Raw genomic sequence first — 16,770 nt, 5'->3', positions numbered from 1 at the left:
AATGGCTTACTCATACACTGAGAAAAAACGTATCCGCAAGGATTTTGGCAAACTGCCTAAGGTCATGGACGTACCTTTCCTGCTTGCGATACAGCTGGATTCGTATCGCAAATTCACACAGGCCGACACGCGCCCGGATGAGCGCCTGGATATCGGTCTGCAGGCCGCGTTCAAGTCTGTATTTCCGATTGTCAGCTATTCCGGCAACGCCGCGCTGGAATTCGTAAGCTATACCCTCGGCAAGCCGGCATTCGATGTTAAAGAATGTACGCTGCGCGGCGTCACCTACGCCTGCCCGCTGCGGGTTCGCGTGCGCCTGATTATTTACGATAAAGAATCTGCGAATAAGTCCATCAAGGACATCAAAGAGCAGGAAGTTTACATGGGCGAAATTCCGCTCATGACCGATAACGGTACCTTTGTGGTTAACGGTACCGAGCGTGTGATCGTTTCCCAGCTGCACCGCTCCCCGGGTGTGTTCTTTGATCACGACAAGGGCAAGACCCACTCTTCCGGCAAGCTGTTGTACGCCGCGCGTGTGATTCCTTACCGTGGCTCCTGGCTGGACTTCGAGTTCGACCCGAAAGACCTGGTTTATGTGCGTATCGACCGTCGCCGCAAGCTGCCGGCGACCATTCTGCTGCGCGCGCTGGGTTACTCTTCCCAGGAAATGCTGGAGATGTTCTTCGAAACCAGCAAATTCGAGCTGGGCGATGAATCTGTCAGCCTGGACCTGATCCCATCCCGTCTGCGCGGTGATGTTGCGTCGTTCGATATCAAGGACGGTAAAGGCAAGGTGATCGTGGAAGAGGGTCGTCGTATCACTCCGCGTCACATCCGCCAGCTGGAGAAGGCCGGTGTAGAAACTCTGGAAGCACCGCTGAGCTACCTGCATGGCCGTGTACTGGCTCATGACATCATCGACGATTCCACCGGTGAGATTGCGGTTGAGTGTAACGCCGAGATCAACGAAGAGATCCTGGGCAAGCTGCGTGTTCTGAATGTTAAGAGCTTCGAAACGCTGTACACCAACGATCTGGACTGCGGTCCGTTCGTTTCCGATACCCTGCGTGCCGACCCGTCCCGTACCGAACTGGAAGCGCTGGTCGAAATCTACCGCATGATGCGCCCGGGCGAGCCGCCCACCAAGGAGTCTGCGGAGTCTCTGTTCGAGAACCTGTTCTTCTCTGACGAGCGTTACGATCTGTCTGCGGTAGGCCGCATGAAGTTCAACCGCCGTCTGGGCCGCGAAGACGAAACCGGTCAGGGCACCCTGAGCAAAGAAGACATCGTCGACGTACTGAAAACCCTGATCGAGATCCGCAACGGTCGCGGCATGGTCGATGATATCGACCACCTGGGTAACCGTCGTGTGCGTTCCGTGGGCGAAATGGCCGAAAACCAGTTCCGCGTGGGCCTGGTGCGTGTAGAGCGCGCGGTAAAAGAGCGTCTGTCCATGGCGGAATCCGAAGGCCTGATGCCGCAGGATCTGATCAACGCCAAGCCTGTGGCCGCCGCGGTGAAGGAATTCTTTGGTTCCTCCCAGCTGTCCCAGTTTATGGACCAGAACAACCCGCTGTCGGAAGTTACTCACAAGCGCCGTGTTTCCGCGTTGGGCCCGGGTGGTCTGACCCGTGAGCGTGCAGGCTTTGAGGTGCGTGACGTACACCCGACTCACTACGGTCGTGTATGTCCGATTGAAACACCGGAAGGTCCGAACATTGGTCTGATCAACTCCCTGGCAACTTACTCCCGTGCCAACCACTACGGTTTCCTCGAGAGCCCGTACCGCAAGGTTGTCAACGGCCAGGCCACGGACGAGATCGAATACCTGTCTGCGATCAATGAAGCGAACTACGTAATCGCCCAGGCATCTGCTGCCATGGACGAAAACAATCGCTTTACCGATGATCTGATCAGTGTGCGTCACCACAACGAATTTACCCTGAAGAATCCGGAAGAAATCCAGTACATGGATGTTTCCGCGAAGCAGGTGGTATCCGTTGCGGCCGCAATGATTCCGTTCCTGGAACACGATGACGCCAACCGCGCATTGATGGGTTCCAACATGCAGCGTCAGGCGGTCCCGACTCTGCGCGCTGAGAAGCCACTGGTAGGTACTGGCATGGAGCGCACCGTGGCGCGCGACTCCGGCGTATGTATCGTTGCCAAGCGTGGCGGTGTGATTGAGCGTGTTGATGCGAGCCGCGTAGTAGTGCGTGTGCACGACAACGAAGTAGAGGCCGGTGACGCGGGTGTGGATCTGTACAGCCTCACCAAGTACACCCGCTCCAACCAGAACACCTGTATCAACCAGCGTCCGATCGTTAACACCGGCGACGTGGTTGAGCGCGGCGATATCCTGGCCGACGGTCCGTCCGTTGACCTGGGTGAGCTGGCTCTGGGCCAGAACATGCGTATCGCGTTCATGCCGTGGAACGGCTACAACTTCGAGGACTCCATCCTCGTGAGCGAGCGCGTGGTACAGGAAGACCGCTTCACCACTATCCACATTCAGGAGCTGACCTGTATTGCCCGTGACACCAAGCTGGGCAGTGAGGAAATTACCGCGGATATCCCGAACGTCGGTGAGTCTGCGCTGAACAAGCTGGACGAGTCCGGCATCGTGTACATCGGTGCAGAAGTAGGCGCGGGCGACATCCTGGTTGGTAAGGTGACTCCGAAAGGTGAAGCCCAGCTGACTCCGGAAGAAAAGCTGCTGCGTGCGATCTTCGGCGAGAAGGCATCTGACGTTAAAGATACCTCCCTGCGCGCGCCTTCCGGCACCCGCGGTACCGTGATCGACGTACAGGTCTTCACCCGTGACGGTCTGCAGAAAGACCAGCGTTCCCTCGCGATCGAGAAGGCGCAGCTGGATGAAGTGCGCAAGGACCTGAACGAAGAGTATCGCATCGTTGAAGGTGCGACCTTCGAGCGTCTGGCTGCCGCTCTGGACGGTCAGGCAGTAGCCGGCGGTAAAGGCGTCAAGAAAGGCGACGTACTGAACGCTGAAATCCTGTCTGCACTGCCGCGCGAAGACTGGTTCAAGCTCCGCATGGTTGAAGAGAGCCTGAACGATCAGCTGGAAAAAGCAGAAGCGCAGCTGGGCGAGCGTCGCAAGCAGCTGGACGAGGTCTTCGAAGACAAGAAGAAGAAACTCGAGTCTGGCGATGACCTGGCTCCGGGCGTGCTGAAAATCGTCAAGGTTTACCTGGCGATCAAGCGTCGTATCCAGCCTGGTGACAAGATGGCCGGCCGTCACGGTAACAAAGGTGTGATCTCCGTGATCAAGCCTGTGGAAGACATGCCGTACGACGAAAACGGTGAGCCGGTTGACGTGGTTCTGAACCCGCTGGGTGTTCCGTCCCGTATGAACGTTGGTCAGGTTCTGGAAATGCACCTGGGTATGGCGGCCAAGGGCCTCGGCGTCAAGATTGACCGCATGGTCAAGGAAAAGCAGGAAGCGCAGAAAGTGCGTGGCTTCCTGGAAGAGGTCTACAACTCCACTGGCGGGCGCGTTGAAGACCTCAACGAGTTGAGCGATACCGAAGTACTGGCAATGGCTGAAAACCTGCGTCGCGGTGTACCGATGGCAACGCCGGTATTCGACGGTGCGGCAGAGTCCGAGATCAAGCAGCTGCTGCGTCTGGCGGATATCCCGGATTCCGGTCAGATCACCCTGTACGACGGTCGTACCGGTGACTCTTTCGAGCGTCCGGTAACTGTTGGTTACATGTACATGCTGAAGCTGAACCACCTGGTAGACGACAAGATGCACGCGCGTTCTACCGGTTCCTACAGCCTGGTTACCCAGCAGCCGCTGGGTGGTAAGGCACAGTTCGGTGGTCAGCGTTTCGGTGAGATGGAAGTGTGGGCACTGGAAGCATACGGCGCCGCTTACACCCTGCAGGAAATGCTCACGGTCAAATCCGATGACGTTGAAGGTCGTACCAAGATGTACAAAAACATCGTCGATGGCGACCACCGTATGGAGCCGGGTATGCCCGAATCCTTCAACGTACTGGTCAAGGAAATCCGCTCGCTGGGTATGAACTTCGAGCTGGAAAACGAGTAAGACCGGAAGGTAATAGGTGTAGGAGCCTGCTTGCAGGCGAACTGATGAAAGTGCCGGCAGAATCTGATCGTTTCTGCCGGCCTTCCCGGCCCAAGGTGCAATGGCCGGGATGACCACCCCCTAGTGGAGGAAAGGCCTTGAAAGATTTGTTAAACCTGGTGAAAGCCCAGGAACAGCTGGAAGAATTTGACGCGATCCGTATCGGTCTGGCTTCGCCAGAGATGATCCGTTCCTGGTCTTACGGCGAAGTGAAAAAGCCCGAGACCATCAACTACCGTACCTTTAAGCCGGAGCGCGAAGGCCTGTTCTGTGCCAAGATTTTTGGCCCGGTAAAGGACTACGAGTGCCTGTGCGGCAAGTACAAGCGCATGAAGCACCGCGGTATCATCTGTGAAAAGTGCGGCGTTGAAGTAACCAAAGCCAAGGTGCGCCGTGAGCGTATGGGGCACATCGAGCTGGCAAGCCCGGTTGCGCACATCTGGTTCCTGAAGTCTCTGCCGTCCCGTATCGGCCTGCTGCTGGACATGACCCTGCGCGATATCGAGCGCGTGCTCTATTTCGAATCCTATGTAGTAACCGATCCGGGTATGACTACTCTGGAACGCGGTCAGCTGCTGAACGATGAGCAGTACTTTGAAGCGATGGAAGAGTTCGCCGATGAGTTTGAAGCAAAAATGGGTGCGGAAGCCATCCAGGAGCTGATGAACGATATCGAGCTGCCGTCTGAAATCCAGCGCCTGCGCGAAGAGATTCCGGCGACCAACTCTGAAACCAAGATCAAGAAGCTGTCCAAGCGACTGAAACTGCTGGAAGCCTTCTACAAGTCCGGCAACCGACCGGAGTGGATGATCATGCAGGCTCTGCCGGTTCTGCCGCCGGATCTGCGTCCGCTGGTACCGCTGGATGGTGGCCGCTTTGCGACTTCCGACCTGAACGATCTGTACCGTCGCGTGATCAACCGTAACAACCGTCTGAAGCGCCTGCTCGAGCTGAACGCGCCAGACATCATCGTGCGCAACGAAAAGCGCATGCTGCAGGAATCTGTAGACGCACTGCTGGACAACGGTCGCCGCGGCCGCGCCATCACTGGCTCCAACAAGCGTCCGCTGAAGTCCCTGGCTGACATGATCAAAGGTAAGCAGGGTCGTTTCCGTCAGAACCTGCTGGGTAAGCGTGTCGACTACTCCGGCCGTTCCGTAATCGTGGTAGGTCCGACCCTGCGTCTGCACCAGTGTGGTCTGCCGAAGAAAATGGCTCTCGAGCTGTTCAAGCCGTTCATTTTCGGCAAGCTCGAAACCCGCGGCCTGGCCACTACCATCAAAGCGGCCAAGAAAATGGTCGAGCGCGAAGAAGCGGTGGTGTGGGACATCCTCGACGAGGTAATCCGCGAGCACCCGGTACTGCTGAACCGGGCACCGACGCTTCACCGCCTGGGTATTCAGGCGTTCGAGCCGGTACTGATTGAAGGTAAGGCGATCCAGCTGCACCCGCTGGTGTGTGCGGCGTACAACGCCGACTTCGATGGTGACCAGATGGCGGTACACGTACCGCTGACGATCGAAGCGCAGCTGGAATCCCGCGCGCTGATGATGTCTACCAACAACATCCTGTCACCGGCGAATGGTGAGCCGATCATCGTTCCGTCCCAGGACGTGGTACTGGGTCTGTACTGGATGACCCGTGAGCGCGTGAACGATAAAGGCGAGGGCATGTCCTTCTCTGATATCAAGGAAGTGAGCCGCGCGTTTTACGCCAAGCAGGTTGGCCTGCAGGCGAAGATCAAGGTACGTATCGACGAAGCCGTTATTGGTGAAGACGGCGAGAAGACCAATACCCGCACCGTTTACGACACGACTGTTGGTCGTGCGCTGCTGTGGAACATCGTTCCGGATGGCCTCCCGTTCGAAATGGTCAACCAGCCGATGAAGAAGAAGGCGATTTCCCGCGTTCTGAACGAGTGCTACCGCAAAGTTGGTCTGAAAGCGACCGTCATCTTCGCTGACCAGCTGATGTACACCGGTTTTGACTTCTCTACCAAGTCCGGTTCCTCCATCGGTGTGAACGACTTCGAGATCCCGGCAGCCAAGGCTGACCTGATCGCTGCGGCAGAAGCCGAAGTGAAGGAAATTGAATCCCAGTTTGCTTCCGGTCTGGTAACCGCGGGTGAGAAATACAACAAGGTTATCGACGTTTGGTCCCGTACCAACGACAAGGTAACCCAGGCGATGATGGCCGGTATCAAGAAAGAGCCGGTAATCGATCGCGAAGGTAAAGAGACCGAGCAGGACTCCTTCAACTCCGTATACATGTACGCCGACTCCGGCGCACGGGGTTCTGAAGCGCAGATCCGTCAGCTCGCCGGTATGCGTGGTCTGATGGCGCGTCCGGACGGCTCCATTATCGAAAACGCCATTACCGCGAACTTCCGTGAAGGTCTGAGCGTACTGCAGTACTTCATCTCCACGCACGGTGCTCGTAAAGGTCTGGCGGATACCGCACTGAAAACGGCGAACTCCGGTTACCTGACCCGTCGTCTGGTAGACGTTGCGCAGGACGTGGTAATCACCGAAATCGACTGTGGCACCGACGACGGCCTGACCATGGCGCCGGTGATTGAAGGCGGCGACGTGATTGAGTCTCTGGGTGACCGTATCCTGGGTCGAGTTGTGGCCCGTGACGTCATCCGTCCAGGCAGCGATGAAATCGCTGTTCCGGCCGGTACCATGATCGACGAGAAGTGGGTTGAGCGCATCGAAGGTCTCGGTATCGACGAGGTAATGGTCCGTTCTGCAATCACCTGTGAGACTGCACATGGTATCTGTGCCCAGTGTTACGGTCGCGACCTGGCCCGTGGCCACCGCGCCAACCCGGGTGAGTCTGTGGGCGTTGTGGCTGCACAGTCCATCGGTGAGCCGGGTACCCAGCTGACCATGCGTACTTTCCACATCGGTGGTGCGGCAAGCCGTGCTTCTGCGGCTGACAGCATCCAGGTGAAGCTGGGCGGTACTGTGCGTCTGCACAATGTGAAGACCGTGAAAGCCGAAAACGGCAACCTGGTTGCGGTTTCCCGCTCTGGTGAGCTGGCGGTTGCAGACCCTGCCGGTCGTGAGCGCGAGCGTTACAAGCTGCCTTACGGTGCGCAGATTAGTGTCGCCGAAGGTTCGGAAGTCGACGGCGGCCAGATCGTGGCCAAGTGGGACCCGCATACGCACCCGATCATTACCGAGGTTGCGGGCTGGGTGAAACTGTCCGGAATGGAAGACGGCCTGTCGATTCGCAAGCAGACTGACGAAATCACCGGTCTGTCTTCTATCGAGATCATCGACCCGGCGGAACGCCCGGCGGCAGGTAAAGACCTGCGTCCTGCGGTAACTCTGGTTGACGAAAACGGTGAAGAACTGACCCTGGCGAACTCAAACGCGCCGGCGCACTACGCGCTGCCGCCGCGTGCGATTCTCAGCCTGAAAGACAGCGACAAGGTGAATGTCGGTGACGTTATCGCCCGTATTCCGCAGGAATCCGGCGGTACCAAGGACATCACCGGTGGTCTGCCGCGGGTTGCTGACCTGTTCGAAGCGCGTAAGCCGAAAGAGCCGTCCATCCTCGCGGAGATCTCCGGTACCGTTTCCTTCGGTAAAGAGACCAAAGGCAAGGTTCGTCTGCAGATCACCCCGAATGACGGCAAACCGCTGGCGAACGGCAAGGATCACTACGAAGTACTGATTCCGAAGCACCGTCAGCTGACTGTGTTCGAAGGTGAGACGGTTGAGAAGGGTGAGGTTATCTCCGATGGCCCGTCCAATCCGCACGACATACTGCGCCTGAAGGGCGTGGAGGAGCTGGCTCGCTACATCACCAACGAAATCCAGGAGGTTTACCGCCTCCAGGGCGTAGGCATTAACGACAAGCACATTGAAACCATTGTGCGTCAGATGCTGCGTAAGGTTGAAATCCTTGAAATGGGTGACTCCGAGTTCATTAAAGGCGACCAGGTGGAATACCAGCGCGTTGTGGAAGAGAACGAGCGTCTGCGTGCCGAAGGCAAGCAGCCGGCTCAGTTCGAGCGCCTGCTGCTGGGTATCACCAAAGCGTCTCTGGCTACCGAGTCCTTCCTGTCCGCGGCCTCCTTCCAGGAGACCACCCGCGTACTGACCGAAGCCGCGGTAACCGGCAAGGAAGACAGCCTGCGCGGCCTGAAAGAAAACGTGGTTGTGGGTCGCTTGATCCCGGCGGGTACCGGTCTGGCATACCACGCCGAGCGCAAGCGCAAGCGCAGCCTGCAGATGACCACCGGTTACTCCGAGGGTCCATCTGCGGAAGAAGTTGAAGCGGCATTGACCGAAGCCCTGAAATCTTCCGGGGAATAAGTCGCATAGACCGGCGGGTTTCCGCCGGTCGCTGTGGATCGCGATTACCGGTAAATGTGAGTGATCACTATCACCGGTGATTGACTAGGGGCGCCGTCGCTTATAGAATGCGGCCCCCGCTAATGGGGTACGACTGTCAGGAAAGCTCATAGAGCTGGAAAGGCAGTGTGCACTGACGATAAGCCCCCGCTTTTACAACTGGTGGGGGCGTTTTATTTTGGAGTGATTTTTAATGGCAACGATCAACCAGTTGGTTCGTAAGCCGAGAAAACGCAAAGTTGAAAAAAGCGACGTTCCTGCACTGCAAGCTTGCCCGCAGCGCCGTGGAGTCTGCACTCGCGTGTACACCACTACACCGAAAAAGCCGAACTCCGCTCTGCGTAAAGTTTGTCGTGTGCGCCTGACCAACGGTTACGAAGTAACTTCGTACATCGGCGGTGAAGGCCACAACCTGCAGGAGCACAGCGTGGTGCTGATTCGCGGCGGTCGTGTAAAAGACTTGCCGGGTGTGCGCTACCACACTGTACGTGGTGCACTTGACTGTGCAGGCGTAAACGATCGCAAGCAGGGCCGTTCCAAGTACGGTGCCAAGCGTCCTAAGGGTTAATCCCCAAAGGTCAATTTGCGTTTCGGTTTAACGAATAACCGGAGTAAGGCTGAGCTCGCCGAGTTGTATTTGTTTACGGCGGCGTCTCAGAGTAACCCTGAAGAGAGGCAATCCCATGCCAAGAAGACGAGTAGTCGCCAAGCGCGAAGTGCTGCCTGATCCCAAATTTGGGAACGTGACTCTGGCCAAGTTCATGAACCATGTCATGATCTCTGGTAAGAAGTCCGTGGCAGAGAGCATCGTATATGGTGCGCTGGATCTGGTTTCAGAAAAGCTGAACAAAGATCCGATTGAAATTTTTGAAGAGTCCCTGGAAAACATCGCCCCGATGGTGGAAGTAAAATCCCGTCGTGTTGGTGGTGCTACTTACCAGGTGCCGGTAGAAGTGCGTCCTGCACGTCGTACCGCGCTGGCAATGCGCTGGCTGGTAGATTTCTCCCGTAAGCGCGGTGAGAAGTCCATGGCCCAGCGTCTGGCCAATGAAATGATCGATGCTTCCCAGAACAAGGGCGGCGCGGTCAAGAAGCGTGAAGACGTGCATCGTATGGCGGAAGCCAACAAAGCGTTCTCTCACTATCGTTTCTAAGATAGTGACGCTTCTAAGTCTGATGATTACCCACATCGGAAATTAAAACCGAAAGGCAGCAGGGCTAGTTTTTTAACTTTGGCCCAGCTGCCTTTTGCCGTTATATCGAGGATACAACTGTGGCACGTAAAACGCCTATCGAACGCTATCGCAATATCGGTATCTGCGCCCACGTAGACGCCGGTAAAACCACGACTACCGAGCGCGTACTCTTCTACACCGGTCTGTCCCACAAAATTGGTGAGGTGCACGAAGGCGCAGCCACCATGGACTGGATGGAGCAGGAGCAGGAGCGTGGTATCACCATCACCTCTGCAGCAACCACCTGTTTCTGGGCTGGCATGCAGCAGCAGTTCCCGCAGCACCGTGTAAACATCATTGACACCCCGGGACACGTTGACTTCACCATCGAAGTAGAGCGCTCCCTGCGCGTACTCGACGGTGCTGTTGTTGTTCTGTGTGGTTCTTCCGGTGTGCAGCCGCAGACCGAAACCGTATGGCGTCAGGCCAACAAGTACGAAGTACCGCGCATGGTCTTCGTCAACAAGATGGATCGCGCCGGTGCGGACTTCCGCAAGGTTGTCGGTCAGCTGAAGACCCGTCTGAATGCGAACGCTGTTCCGCTGCAGATGACCATTGGCTCTGAAGACGAGTTCAAGGGTGTTGTCGACCTGCTCAAGATGAAAGCCATCTTGTGGAACGAAGACGACATGGGCATGACCTTCGAATACGGCGACATCCCGGCTGACATGCAGGACGAGTGCGAAGAAATGCGCGAGTTCCTGGTTGAAGCGGCGGCGGAAGCCAGCGAAGAGCTGATGGAAAAGTACCTGGAAGAAGGTGAGCTGACCGAAGAAGAGATCAAGGCAGCAATCCGTCAGCGTACCCTGGCAAACGAAATCGTACCGGTTCTGGGCGGCTCTGCGTTCAAGAACAAGGGCGTACAGGCCATGCTGGACGCGGTTATCGAATACCTGCCGGCGCCGACCGAAGTTCGTGCGATCGAAGGTACTCTGGATGACGGCGAAACCGTTGAAACCCGTGAAGCGAAAGACGACGCTCCGTTCGCAGCGCTGGCATTCAAAATCGCTACCGACCCCTTCGTTGGTACTCTGACGTTCTTCCGTGTGTACTCCGGTAAGCTGGAAAGCGGTACCGCGGTATATAACTCCGTGAAGATGAAGAAAGAGCGTGTCGGCCGTATGGTGCAGATGCACTCCAACGATCGTAAAGAGATCAAGGAAGTACTGGCAGGCGATATCGCGGCAGCGATCGGCCTGAAAGACGTGACCACTGGTGACACCCTGTGTGCCGAAGACGCGAAAATCGTTCTCGAGCGCATGGAATTCCCGGAGCCGGTAATCTCTGTAGCGGTAGAGCCGAAGTCCAAGCCGGATCAGGAAAAAATGGGTATCGCACTGGGCAAACTGGCTCAGGAAGACCCGTCCTTCCGTGTGAAGACCGACGAAGAAACCGGCCAGACCATTATCTCCGGTATGGGTGAGCTGCACCTGGACATCATCGTTGACCGTATGCGTCGCGAGTTCAATGTTGAAGCGAACATCGGTAAGCCGCAGGTTGCCTACCGTGAAGCGATTCGTAACACCTCTGAGATCGAAGGCAAGTTCGTTCGTCAGTCCGGTGGCCGCGGTCAGTACGGTCACGTATGGGTGAAATTCGAGCCGACTGAAGACACTTCTGAAGAGAAGCTGGTGTTCGAAAACGCCATCGTTGGTGGTGTGGTACCGAAGGAATATATTCCTGCGGTTGCCAAGGGTATCGAAGAGCAGATGAAAAACGGCGTACTCGCCGGCTACCCACTGCTGGGCCTGAAGGCTACCCTGTATGACGGTTCTTTCCACGACGTGGACTCTAACGAAATGGCGTTTAAAATCGCCGGTTCCATGGCGACCAAGAAGCTGGCCCAGGTTGGCGGCGCGGTACTGCTTGAGCCGATGATGAAAGTGGAAGTCGTTACTCCGGAAGAAAACATGGGTGACGTGGTCGGCGACCTGAACCGTCGTCGCGGCCTGATCCAGGGTATGGACGACAGCGCCTCTGGCAAGATCGTCAACGCAGAAGTGCCGCTGGCCGAAATGTTCGGCTACGCCACCGACCTGCGTTCTGCGACCCAGGGCCGTGCGACCTACACCATGGAATTCCTGAAGTACGCGGAAGCGCCGAAGAACGTCGCCGATGACATCATCGCGAAGAACAAGGCTTAATCATCTAACTTCTTTTAGCTAGAGGACATTGAAAATGGCAAAAGAAAAGTTTGAACGTTCCAAGCCCCACGTAAACGTGGGCACCATCGGTCACGTTGACCACGGTAAAACCACCCTGACTGCTGCGCTGACTCGCGTATGTGCTGAAGTATGGGGCGGCTCTGCCGTTGCCTTCGACGGTATCGATAACGCTCCTGAAGAGCGTGAGCGTGGTATCACCATCGCTACCTCTCACGTTGAGTACGAGTCCCCGACCCGTCACTACGCGCACGTAGACTGCCCGGGACACGCCGACTACGTTAAGAACATGATCACTGGTGCTGCTCAGATGGACGGCGCTATCCTGGTATGTTCTGCTGCTGACGGCCCCATGCCGCAGACTCGTGAGCACATCCTGCTGTCCCGTCAGGTAGGTGTACCGTACATCGTGGTATTCCTGAACAAAGCCGACATGGTTGACGACGAAGAGCTGCTGGAACTGGTAGAGATGGAAGTTCGTGAGCTTCTGGACCAGTACGAGTTCCCGGGTGACGACACTCCGATCATCGTTGGTTCTGCTCTGATGGCGCTGAACGGCGAAGACGACAACGAACTGGGCACCACCGCTGTTAAGAAGCTGGTTGAGACCCTGGACGAGTACATCCCGGAACCGGAGCGTGCGGTAGACCTGCCGTTCCTGATGCCGATCGAAGACGTATTCTCCATCTCCGGTCGTGGTACCGTAGTAACCGGTCGTGTAGAGCGTGGCATCATCAATACTGGCGACGAAATCGAAATCGTTGGTATCAAAGACACCACCAAAACCACCTGTACCGGTGTTGAGATGTTCCGCAAGCTGCTGGACGAAGGCCGTGCTGGTGAGAACATTGGTGCGCTGCTGCGTGGCACCAAGCGTGACGAGGTTGAGCGTGGTCAGGTACTGGCTAAGCCGGGCTCCATCACTCCGCACACCAAGTTCGAAGCGGAAGTGTACATCCTGTCCAAGGACGAAGGTGGTCGTCACACCCCGTTCTTCAAAGGCTACCGTCCGCAGTTCTACTTCCGTACCACCGACGTAACTGGTGCGTGCGAGCTGCCGGAAGGCACCGAAATGGTAATGCCGGGCGACAACATTCAGATGACTGTAACTCTGATTGCTCCGATCGCCATGGAAGATGGTCTGCGCTTCGCGATCCGCGAAGGTGGCCGTACCGTTGGTGCTGGCGTTGTAGCTAAGATCATCGAGTAATCTTTACTCCTGATCTGAAGCAGAAAAGCCGCAGCGGAAACGCTGCGGCTTTTTTATTGCCCGGAAAAACTTCCGGAAACCTCAGAGTGCGCCCTTCTTCCATGGCCCGCGAATGGCAAAAGTCACCCCGGGCGACTGAATGTTCGCAAACAGCCAGTCACCGTAAAAGGTTGCGCCAGCCCATTCCCGCGAGCGAAAGTCTCCGATCGCGCTATCATGGAAGTTATCCACAACCCCGGGATAGATCGCGTTGATTTTGTCCAGGTCCCCCGCCGCCAACTGAATCCTGTTCTCCGCAAACGGGAAGGTTTCGCCGCTGCGGCTCAGGCCAATCATTCTCTTGGGATCGGAACGCCCGTCTTCGCACAGGATGATGCCGCCGCGCGGGCTGATCGCGATGTTGTCCGGGCCGTCGACATCCGAAGCGTCCGTGGACTCATAGACTAGCGTGAGGGTTTCTTTGCGCGGGTCGTACATCCATACCTGCCCGAGTTTAGCCGCGCCGCCGTTGGTGGAGATGAAATAGATATTGCCATGGTCCTCCCAGCAGCCTTCGCCGCGGGAAAAAATGGCCGCGTTCGGGGCTGAGTCAAATGCGCGACCATGAATCCCTTCCGGGTCGGTCACGAGCTCCCAGGTAACGGCAAAAGAGTCACCTGGGGTGAAGCCGCCACGACAATCTTTTGATGGGCTGTCTTTAACCACCAGCGCGTAGAGATTTCCTCCATCTTTCAGGCCTTCTCCGCGGTGATGTCGGCTGTGCCAGCCGGGGGTTCCTGCACCTGGTTGCACATATTTATAGAAAGCGCTGCTTCCCGCATCTTCAGTCTCATAGACGACACCGGTGTGTGGGTCCACTGCTACGGCTTCGTGGGAGAAGCGACCGGCGGCGCGAATGGGCTGGCCATTACTGATGCCAAATGCGGGTACGTCAAAAATGTACCCGTGGTTGTATCCTTCGTTGCGCCATGTGTGGAAGGTTTCTTCACAGGAGATCCAGGAGTCCCAGGGGGTGGGGCCCCCGGCGCAGTTGCGGATGGTGCCGCCGAGGCTGGTATAGCTGCGGGTGAACTTGCCCTGGATCAGATCGAACTCGAGGGTGGTGGTACCGCCGAATTCATCCGGGTTATACATGCCGCCAGCGACATAACACTGGTTGCTCTCGCCGGCTGAGAGTTCGTGGTTGCGTACGAGCGCAATGGTGTGCCCCCGTTTGCCGCACACGGCCATGCCATCGTGATCGGTTGGTGTCGGGCGGCCGTCGTCCATCAGTTGGCCAGTCCAGCCGAAAGAGTGGTATTCGAACCCGGCGGGCAGGGCGAGGAGGCTCAGTCCGGTCACCTGGCACCTGGTGGGTTTCAGTGGACCGTAATCGGCGCTTTTAGTGTGATGTTTATGTGCGTGGTCAGGTGCGGCAGGTGGTTGGCGTGGTGTTTTTGCCTGCGCGGTCAGCGCGCCAAACGCCAAGCTTGCGGCGCTGCCGAGTAGTCCGGTGCGGACAAAACCGCGCCGGCTCAGGGTGCTGGTTTCTTCGGCATCAGCGGTAGGGGTGGGGCTTGCGTCGTTATTCATATAGTGCGTCCTCCAGAGTTGTTGGTAAGTGGCGGCTGTCGGGGTGCATAGCTCGGGTTCGTGCTGGCACGGGCCTGTTGCCGGGCGCTAGGTTCGGGGGTGCGCGTTGTCTGCCAATGCAATTGCTGTGAACGTTTTGCTACCGGGTGCACTTGGGTGCGCCGGGTCACAATCTCTCGATGGTTGGCGCGCCGGACCGTTTTGGTGCGGGTTGAGGCTTACTGGGGAGGGGGTGGGCTGGTTAAAAAATAACCCAAACGGGGAATGTGCGGCTGCGGGTAGGGTGCGCTCACATGGGCTGCTGGAGCCCTTCAGGGGCCGAGACCGGCCCCGCTGATTTGGTCATTGAACGTCTACTGGTGAACGTCGTTACCACCAGTCCTTACTGAGGTTACAGTGCACGCTGTTTTTCATGAGTCGGTCGAAGTCGCGCCCGTCCATCGCGACCAGTGATTCATGGTCACCGGACTCAAGGTAGATGGTGTCACGGCTGTCGAGGTCGCTGTCTACCAGGGTTGTGAGTCCGTAGGCCTGCCCCAGTGGCGGCAGGGCACCGATTTCGCAATCGCTGAATACCTGTTGGAACTCACTCTCGTTCACCATTTCAAGGTGGTTTCGCCCTGTCGCGTCGTGTACGGCTGCCATGTCGAGGCTATTGCTGGCGGGAATGATGGTCATTACCATCCCCTCCTGATCCTTCAACAGGATCGCTTTCGCTACGCGGTCTTCCCGTACGTCGGCCTTGTGTGCACTCTCCCGGCTTGTCGCGCTGTGGTCGTGGGGGATGACCCTGTAGTTCACGGCGTGATCGTCGAGATACCGGCTTACTGTGGAGGCTATGGTCATGGGGATTCCCTCCTGCATTGCGCTTATACAGCGTATGTCCCCAGTGTAGTTTCGGGCGTTACCGGAACGAAATGCGTGCTCTCGGTCGCGCCTCCTGATGGGAGTTGACAGGCCAAAAAATCACCCGTAGACTTCGCGCTCCTTTTCGCCCGCCCTCGGGGCTGCGTAAAAGGACGTTCTTTAGTTTTACATTGGAGTTTGATTCCATGCAGGGTCAACGCATTCGAATTCGCCTGAAGGCCTTTGATCACAAACTGATTGACGCGTCTACTCAGGAGATCGTCGAGACGGCCAAGCGCACTGGCGCGCAAGTACGCGGTCCTATCCCGCTGCCGACTCGTAAAGAGAAGTACACCGTACTGATTTCTCCGCACGTCAACAAAGATGCGCGTGACCAGTACGAGATCCGTACTCACAAGCGTTTGCTGGACATCGTAGAACCCACCGAAAAAACCGTCGACGCGCTGATGAAGCTCGACCTGGCGGCCGGTGTTGAGGTTCAGATCAGTCTCGGCTAACACTTCAAACTAACCACCGAATCCCAAACGAAAAAGGTTTGGGTAGTGTAACGCTCTGAAATTGGGCGGCCGCAGTGGGTTAAAGCCCCGTGCACTGAGAGGTTGATAAGATGACTATAGGTATTGTCGGCCGCAAGAGCGGCATGACTCGCATCTTCACCGAAGACGGCGCGTCTATCCCGGTAACTGTTATCGAGGTAGCTCCAAACCGCGTCACTCAGGTGAAAACTCTGGAAACTGACGGCTACTCCGCGGTTCAAGTAACTGTGGGTGCTCGTAAAGCTTCCCGTGTCTCCAAGCCCGAAGCGGGCCACTTCGCCAAAGCCAACACTGAGGCTGGCTCTGCACTCTTCGAACTGCGTACTGATGGTTCTGAAGAGTCTTTCGAAATCGGTTCTGAAATCACTGTTGCTGGCTTTGAAGCTGGTCAGAAGATTGACGTAACCGGCACTTCCAAAGGTAAAGGTTTCCAAGGTGCTATCAAGCGCTGGAACTTCCGTACCCAAGACGCTACTCACGGTAACTCTCTGTCTCACCGCGCTCCCGGTTCTATCGGTCAGTGCCAGACTCCTGGCCGCGTGTGGAAAGGCAAGAAAATGGCTGGTCACATGGGTGCCGAGCGTGTTACCACGCAAAACCTGGAAGTAGTTCGTGTGGACGCCGAACGCAATCTGCTGCTCGTTAAAGGTGCCGTTCCTGGCGCTCCGGGTGGCAATGTAATCGTTCGTCCGGCCGTTAAAGCCTAA

Annotated in this window: 10 protein-coding genes; 8 read left to right on the top strand and 2 right to left on the bottom strand. The window is 56.9% G+C overall.

The features are described 5' to 3' along the window. Position 1: 1 nt before the first annotated feature. The 6 genes from rpoB (at position 2) to tuf (ending at position 13,088) form a co-directional block, all read left to right on the top strand. Positions 2–4,075: a DNA-directed RNA polymerase subunit beta gene (gene rpoB / locus LC093_RS15170; protein ID WP_226666542.1), complete on the top strand. Its 4,074-nt coding sequence runs from the start codon at positions 2–4 to the stop codon at positions 4,073–4,075. Between the two features lie 137 nt (positions 4,076–4,212). After that, a complete protein-coding gene (gene rpoC, locus LC093_RS15165) occupies positions 4,213–8,442 on the top strand; it encodes a DNA-directed RNA polymerase subunit beta' (RefSeq protein WP_226666540.1) in 4,230 nt (1,409 codons plus the stop codon). Positions 8,443–8,674: 232 nt separating this feature from the next. Further along, positions 8,675–9,049: a 30S ribosomal protein S12 gene (gene rpsL, locus LC093_RS15160; protein WP_226666538.1), complete on the top strand. Its 375-nt coding sequence runs from the start codon at positions 8,675–8,677 to the stop codon at positions 9,047–9,049. A 115-nt stretch (positions 9,050–9,164) separates the two neighbouring features. Further along, complete coding sequence (gene rpsG, locus LC093_RS15155) at positions 9,165–9,635, top strand: 30S ribosomal protein S7 (RefSeq protein ID WP_010130334.1); 471 nt, start codon at positions 9,165–9,167, stop codon at positions 9,633–9,635. 119 nt (positions 9,636–9,754) lie between these two features. Next, positions 9,755–11,860 (top strand): elongation factor G, encoded by a 2,106-nt coding sequence (fusA, locus tag LC093_RS15150; RefSeq protein ID WP_226666536.1) that lies wholly within the window; start codon positions 9,755–9,757, stop codon positions 11,858–11,860. 34 nt (positions 11,861–11,894) lie between these two features. Further along, positions 11,895–13,088 (top strand): elongation factor Tu, encoded by a 1,194-nt coding sequence (gene tuf, locus LC093_RS15145; protein WP_226666527.1) that lies wholly within the window; start codon positions 11,895–11,897, stop codon positions 13,086–13,088. 81 nt (positions 13,089–13,169) lie between these two features. On the opposite strand, the gene LC093_RS15140 is transcribed toward tuf, so the two are convergent. Both LC093_RS15140 and LC093_RS15135 read right to left on the bottom strand, forming a co-directional pair. After that, positions 13,170–14,660, bottom strand: coding sequence for an alkaline phosphatase PhoX (locus LC093_RS15140; RefSeq protein WP_226666525.1), 1,491 nt, complete (start codon positions 14,658–14,660; stop codon positions 13,170–13,172). A 369-nt stretch (positions 14,661–15,029) separates the two neighbouring features. Beyond that, complete coding sequence (locus LC093_RS15135; protein ID WP_226666522.1) at positions 15,030–15,506, bottom strand: aminoacyl-tRNA deacylase; 477 nt, start codon at positions 15,504–15,506, stop codon at positions 15,030–15,032. Between the two features lie 206 nt (positions 15,507–15,712). Between LC093_RS15135 and rpsJ the strand changes: the two genes are divergently transcribed. Together rpsJ and rplC are read left to right on the top strand one after the other, a co-directional pair. Continuing rightward, entirely contained in the window at positions 15,713–16,024 is a 312-nt protein-coding gene (gene rpsJ / locus LC093_RS15130; protein ID WP_010133849.1) for a 30S ribosomal protein S10, read from the top strand. A 110-nt stretch (positions 16,025–16,134) separates the two neighbouring features. Continuing rightward, on the top strand, positions 16,135–16,770 hold the full coding sequence (rplC, locus tag LC093_RS15125) for a 50S ribosomal protein L3 (RefSeq protein ID WP_226666519.1): 636 nt from the start codon (positions 16,135–16,137) through the stop codon (positions 16,768–16,770).

Source organism: Microbulbifer aggregans, assembly GCF_020524005.1.
In the GTDB taxonomy this organism is placed as follows: Bacteria; Pseudomonadota; Gammaproteobacteria; order Pseudomonadales; family Cellvibrionaceae; genus Microbulbifer; species Microbulbifer aggregans_A.
This window is presented reverse-complemented; position numbering and strand designations above follow the sequence as displayed.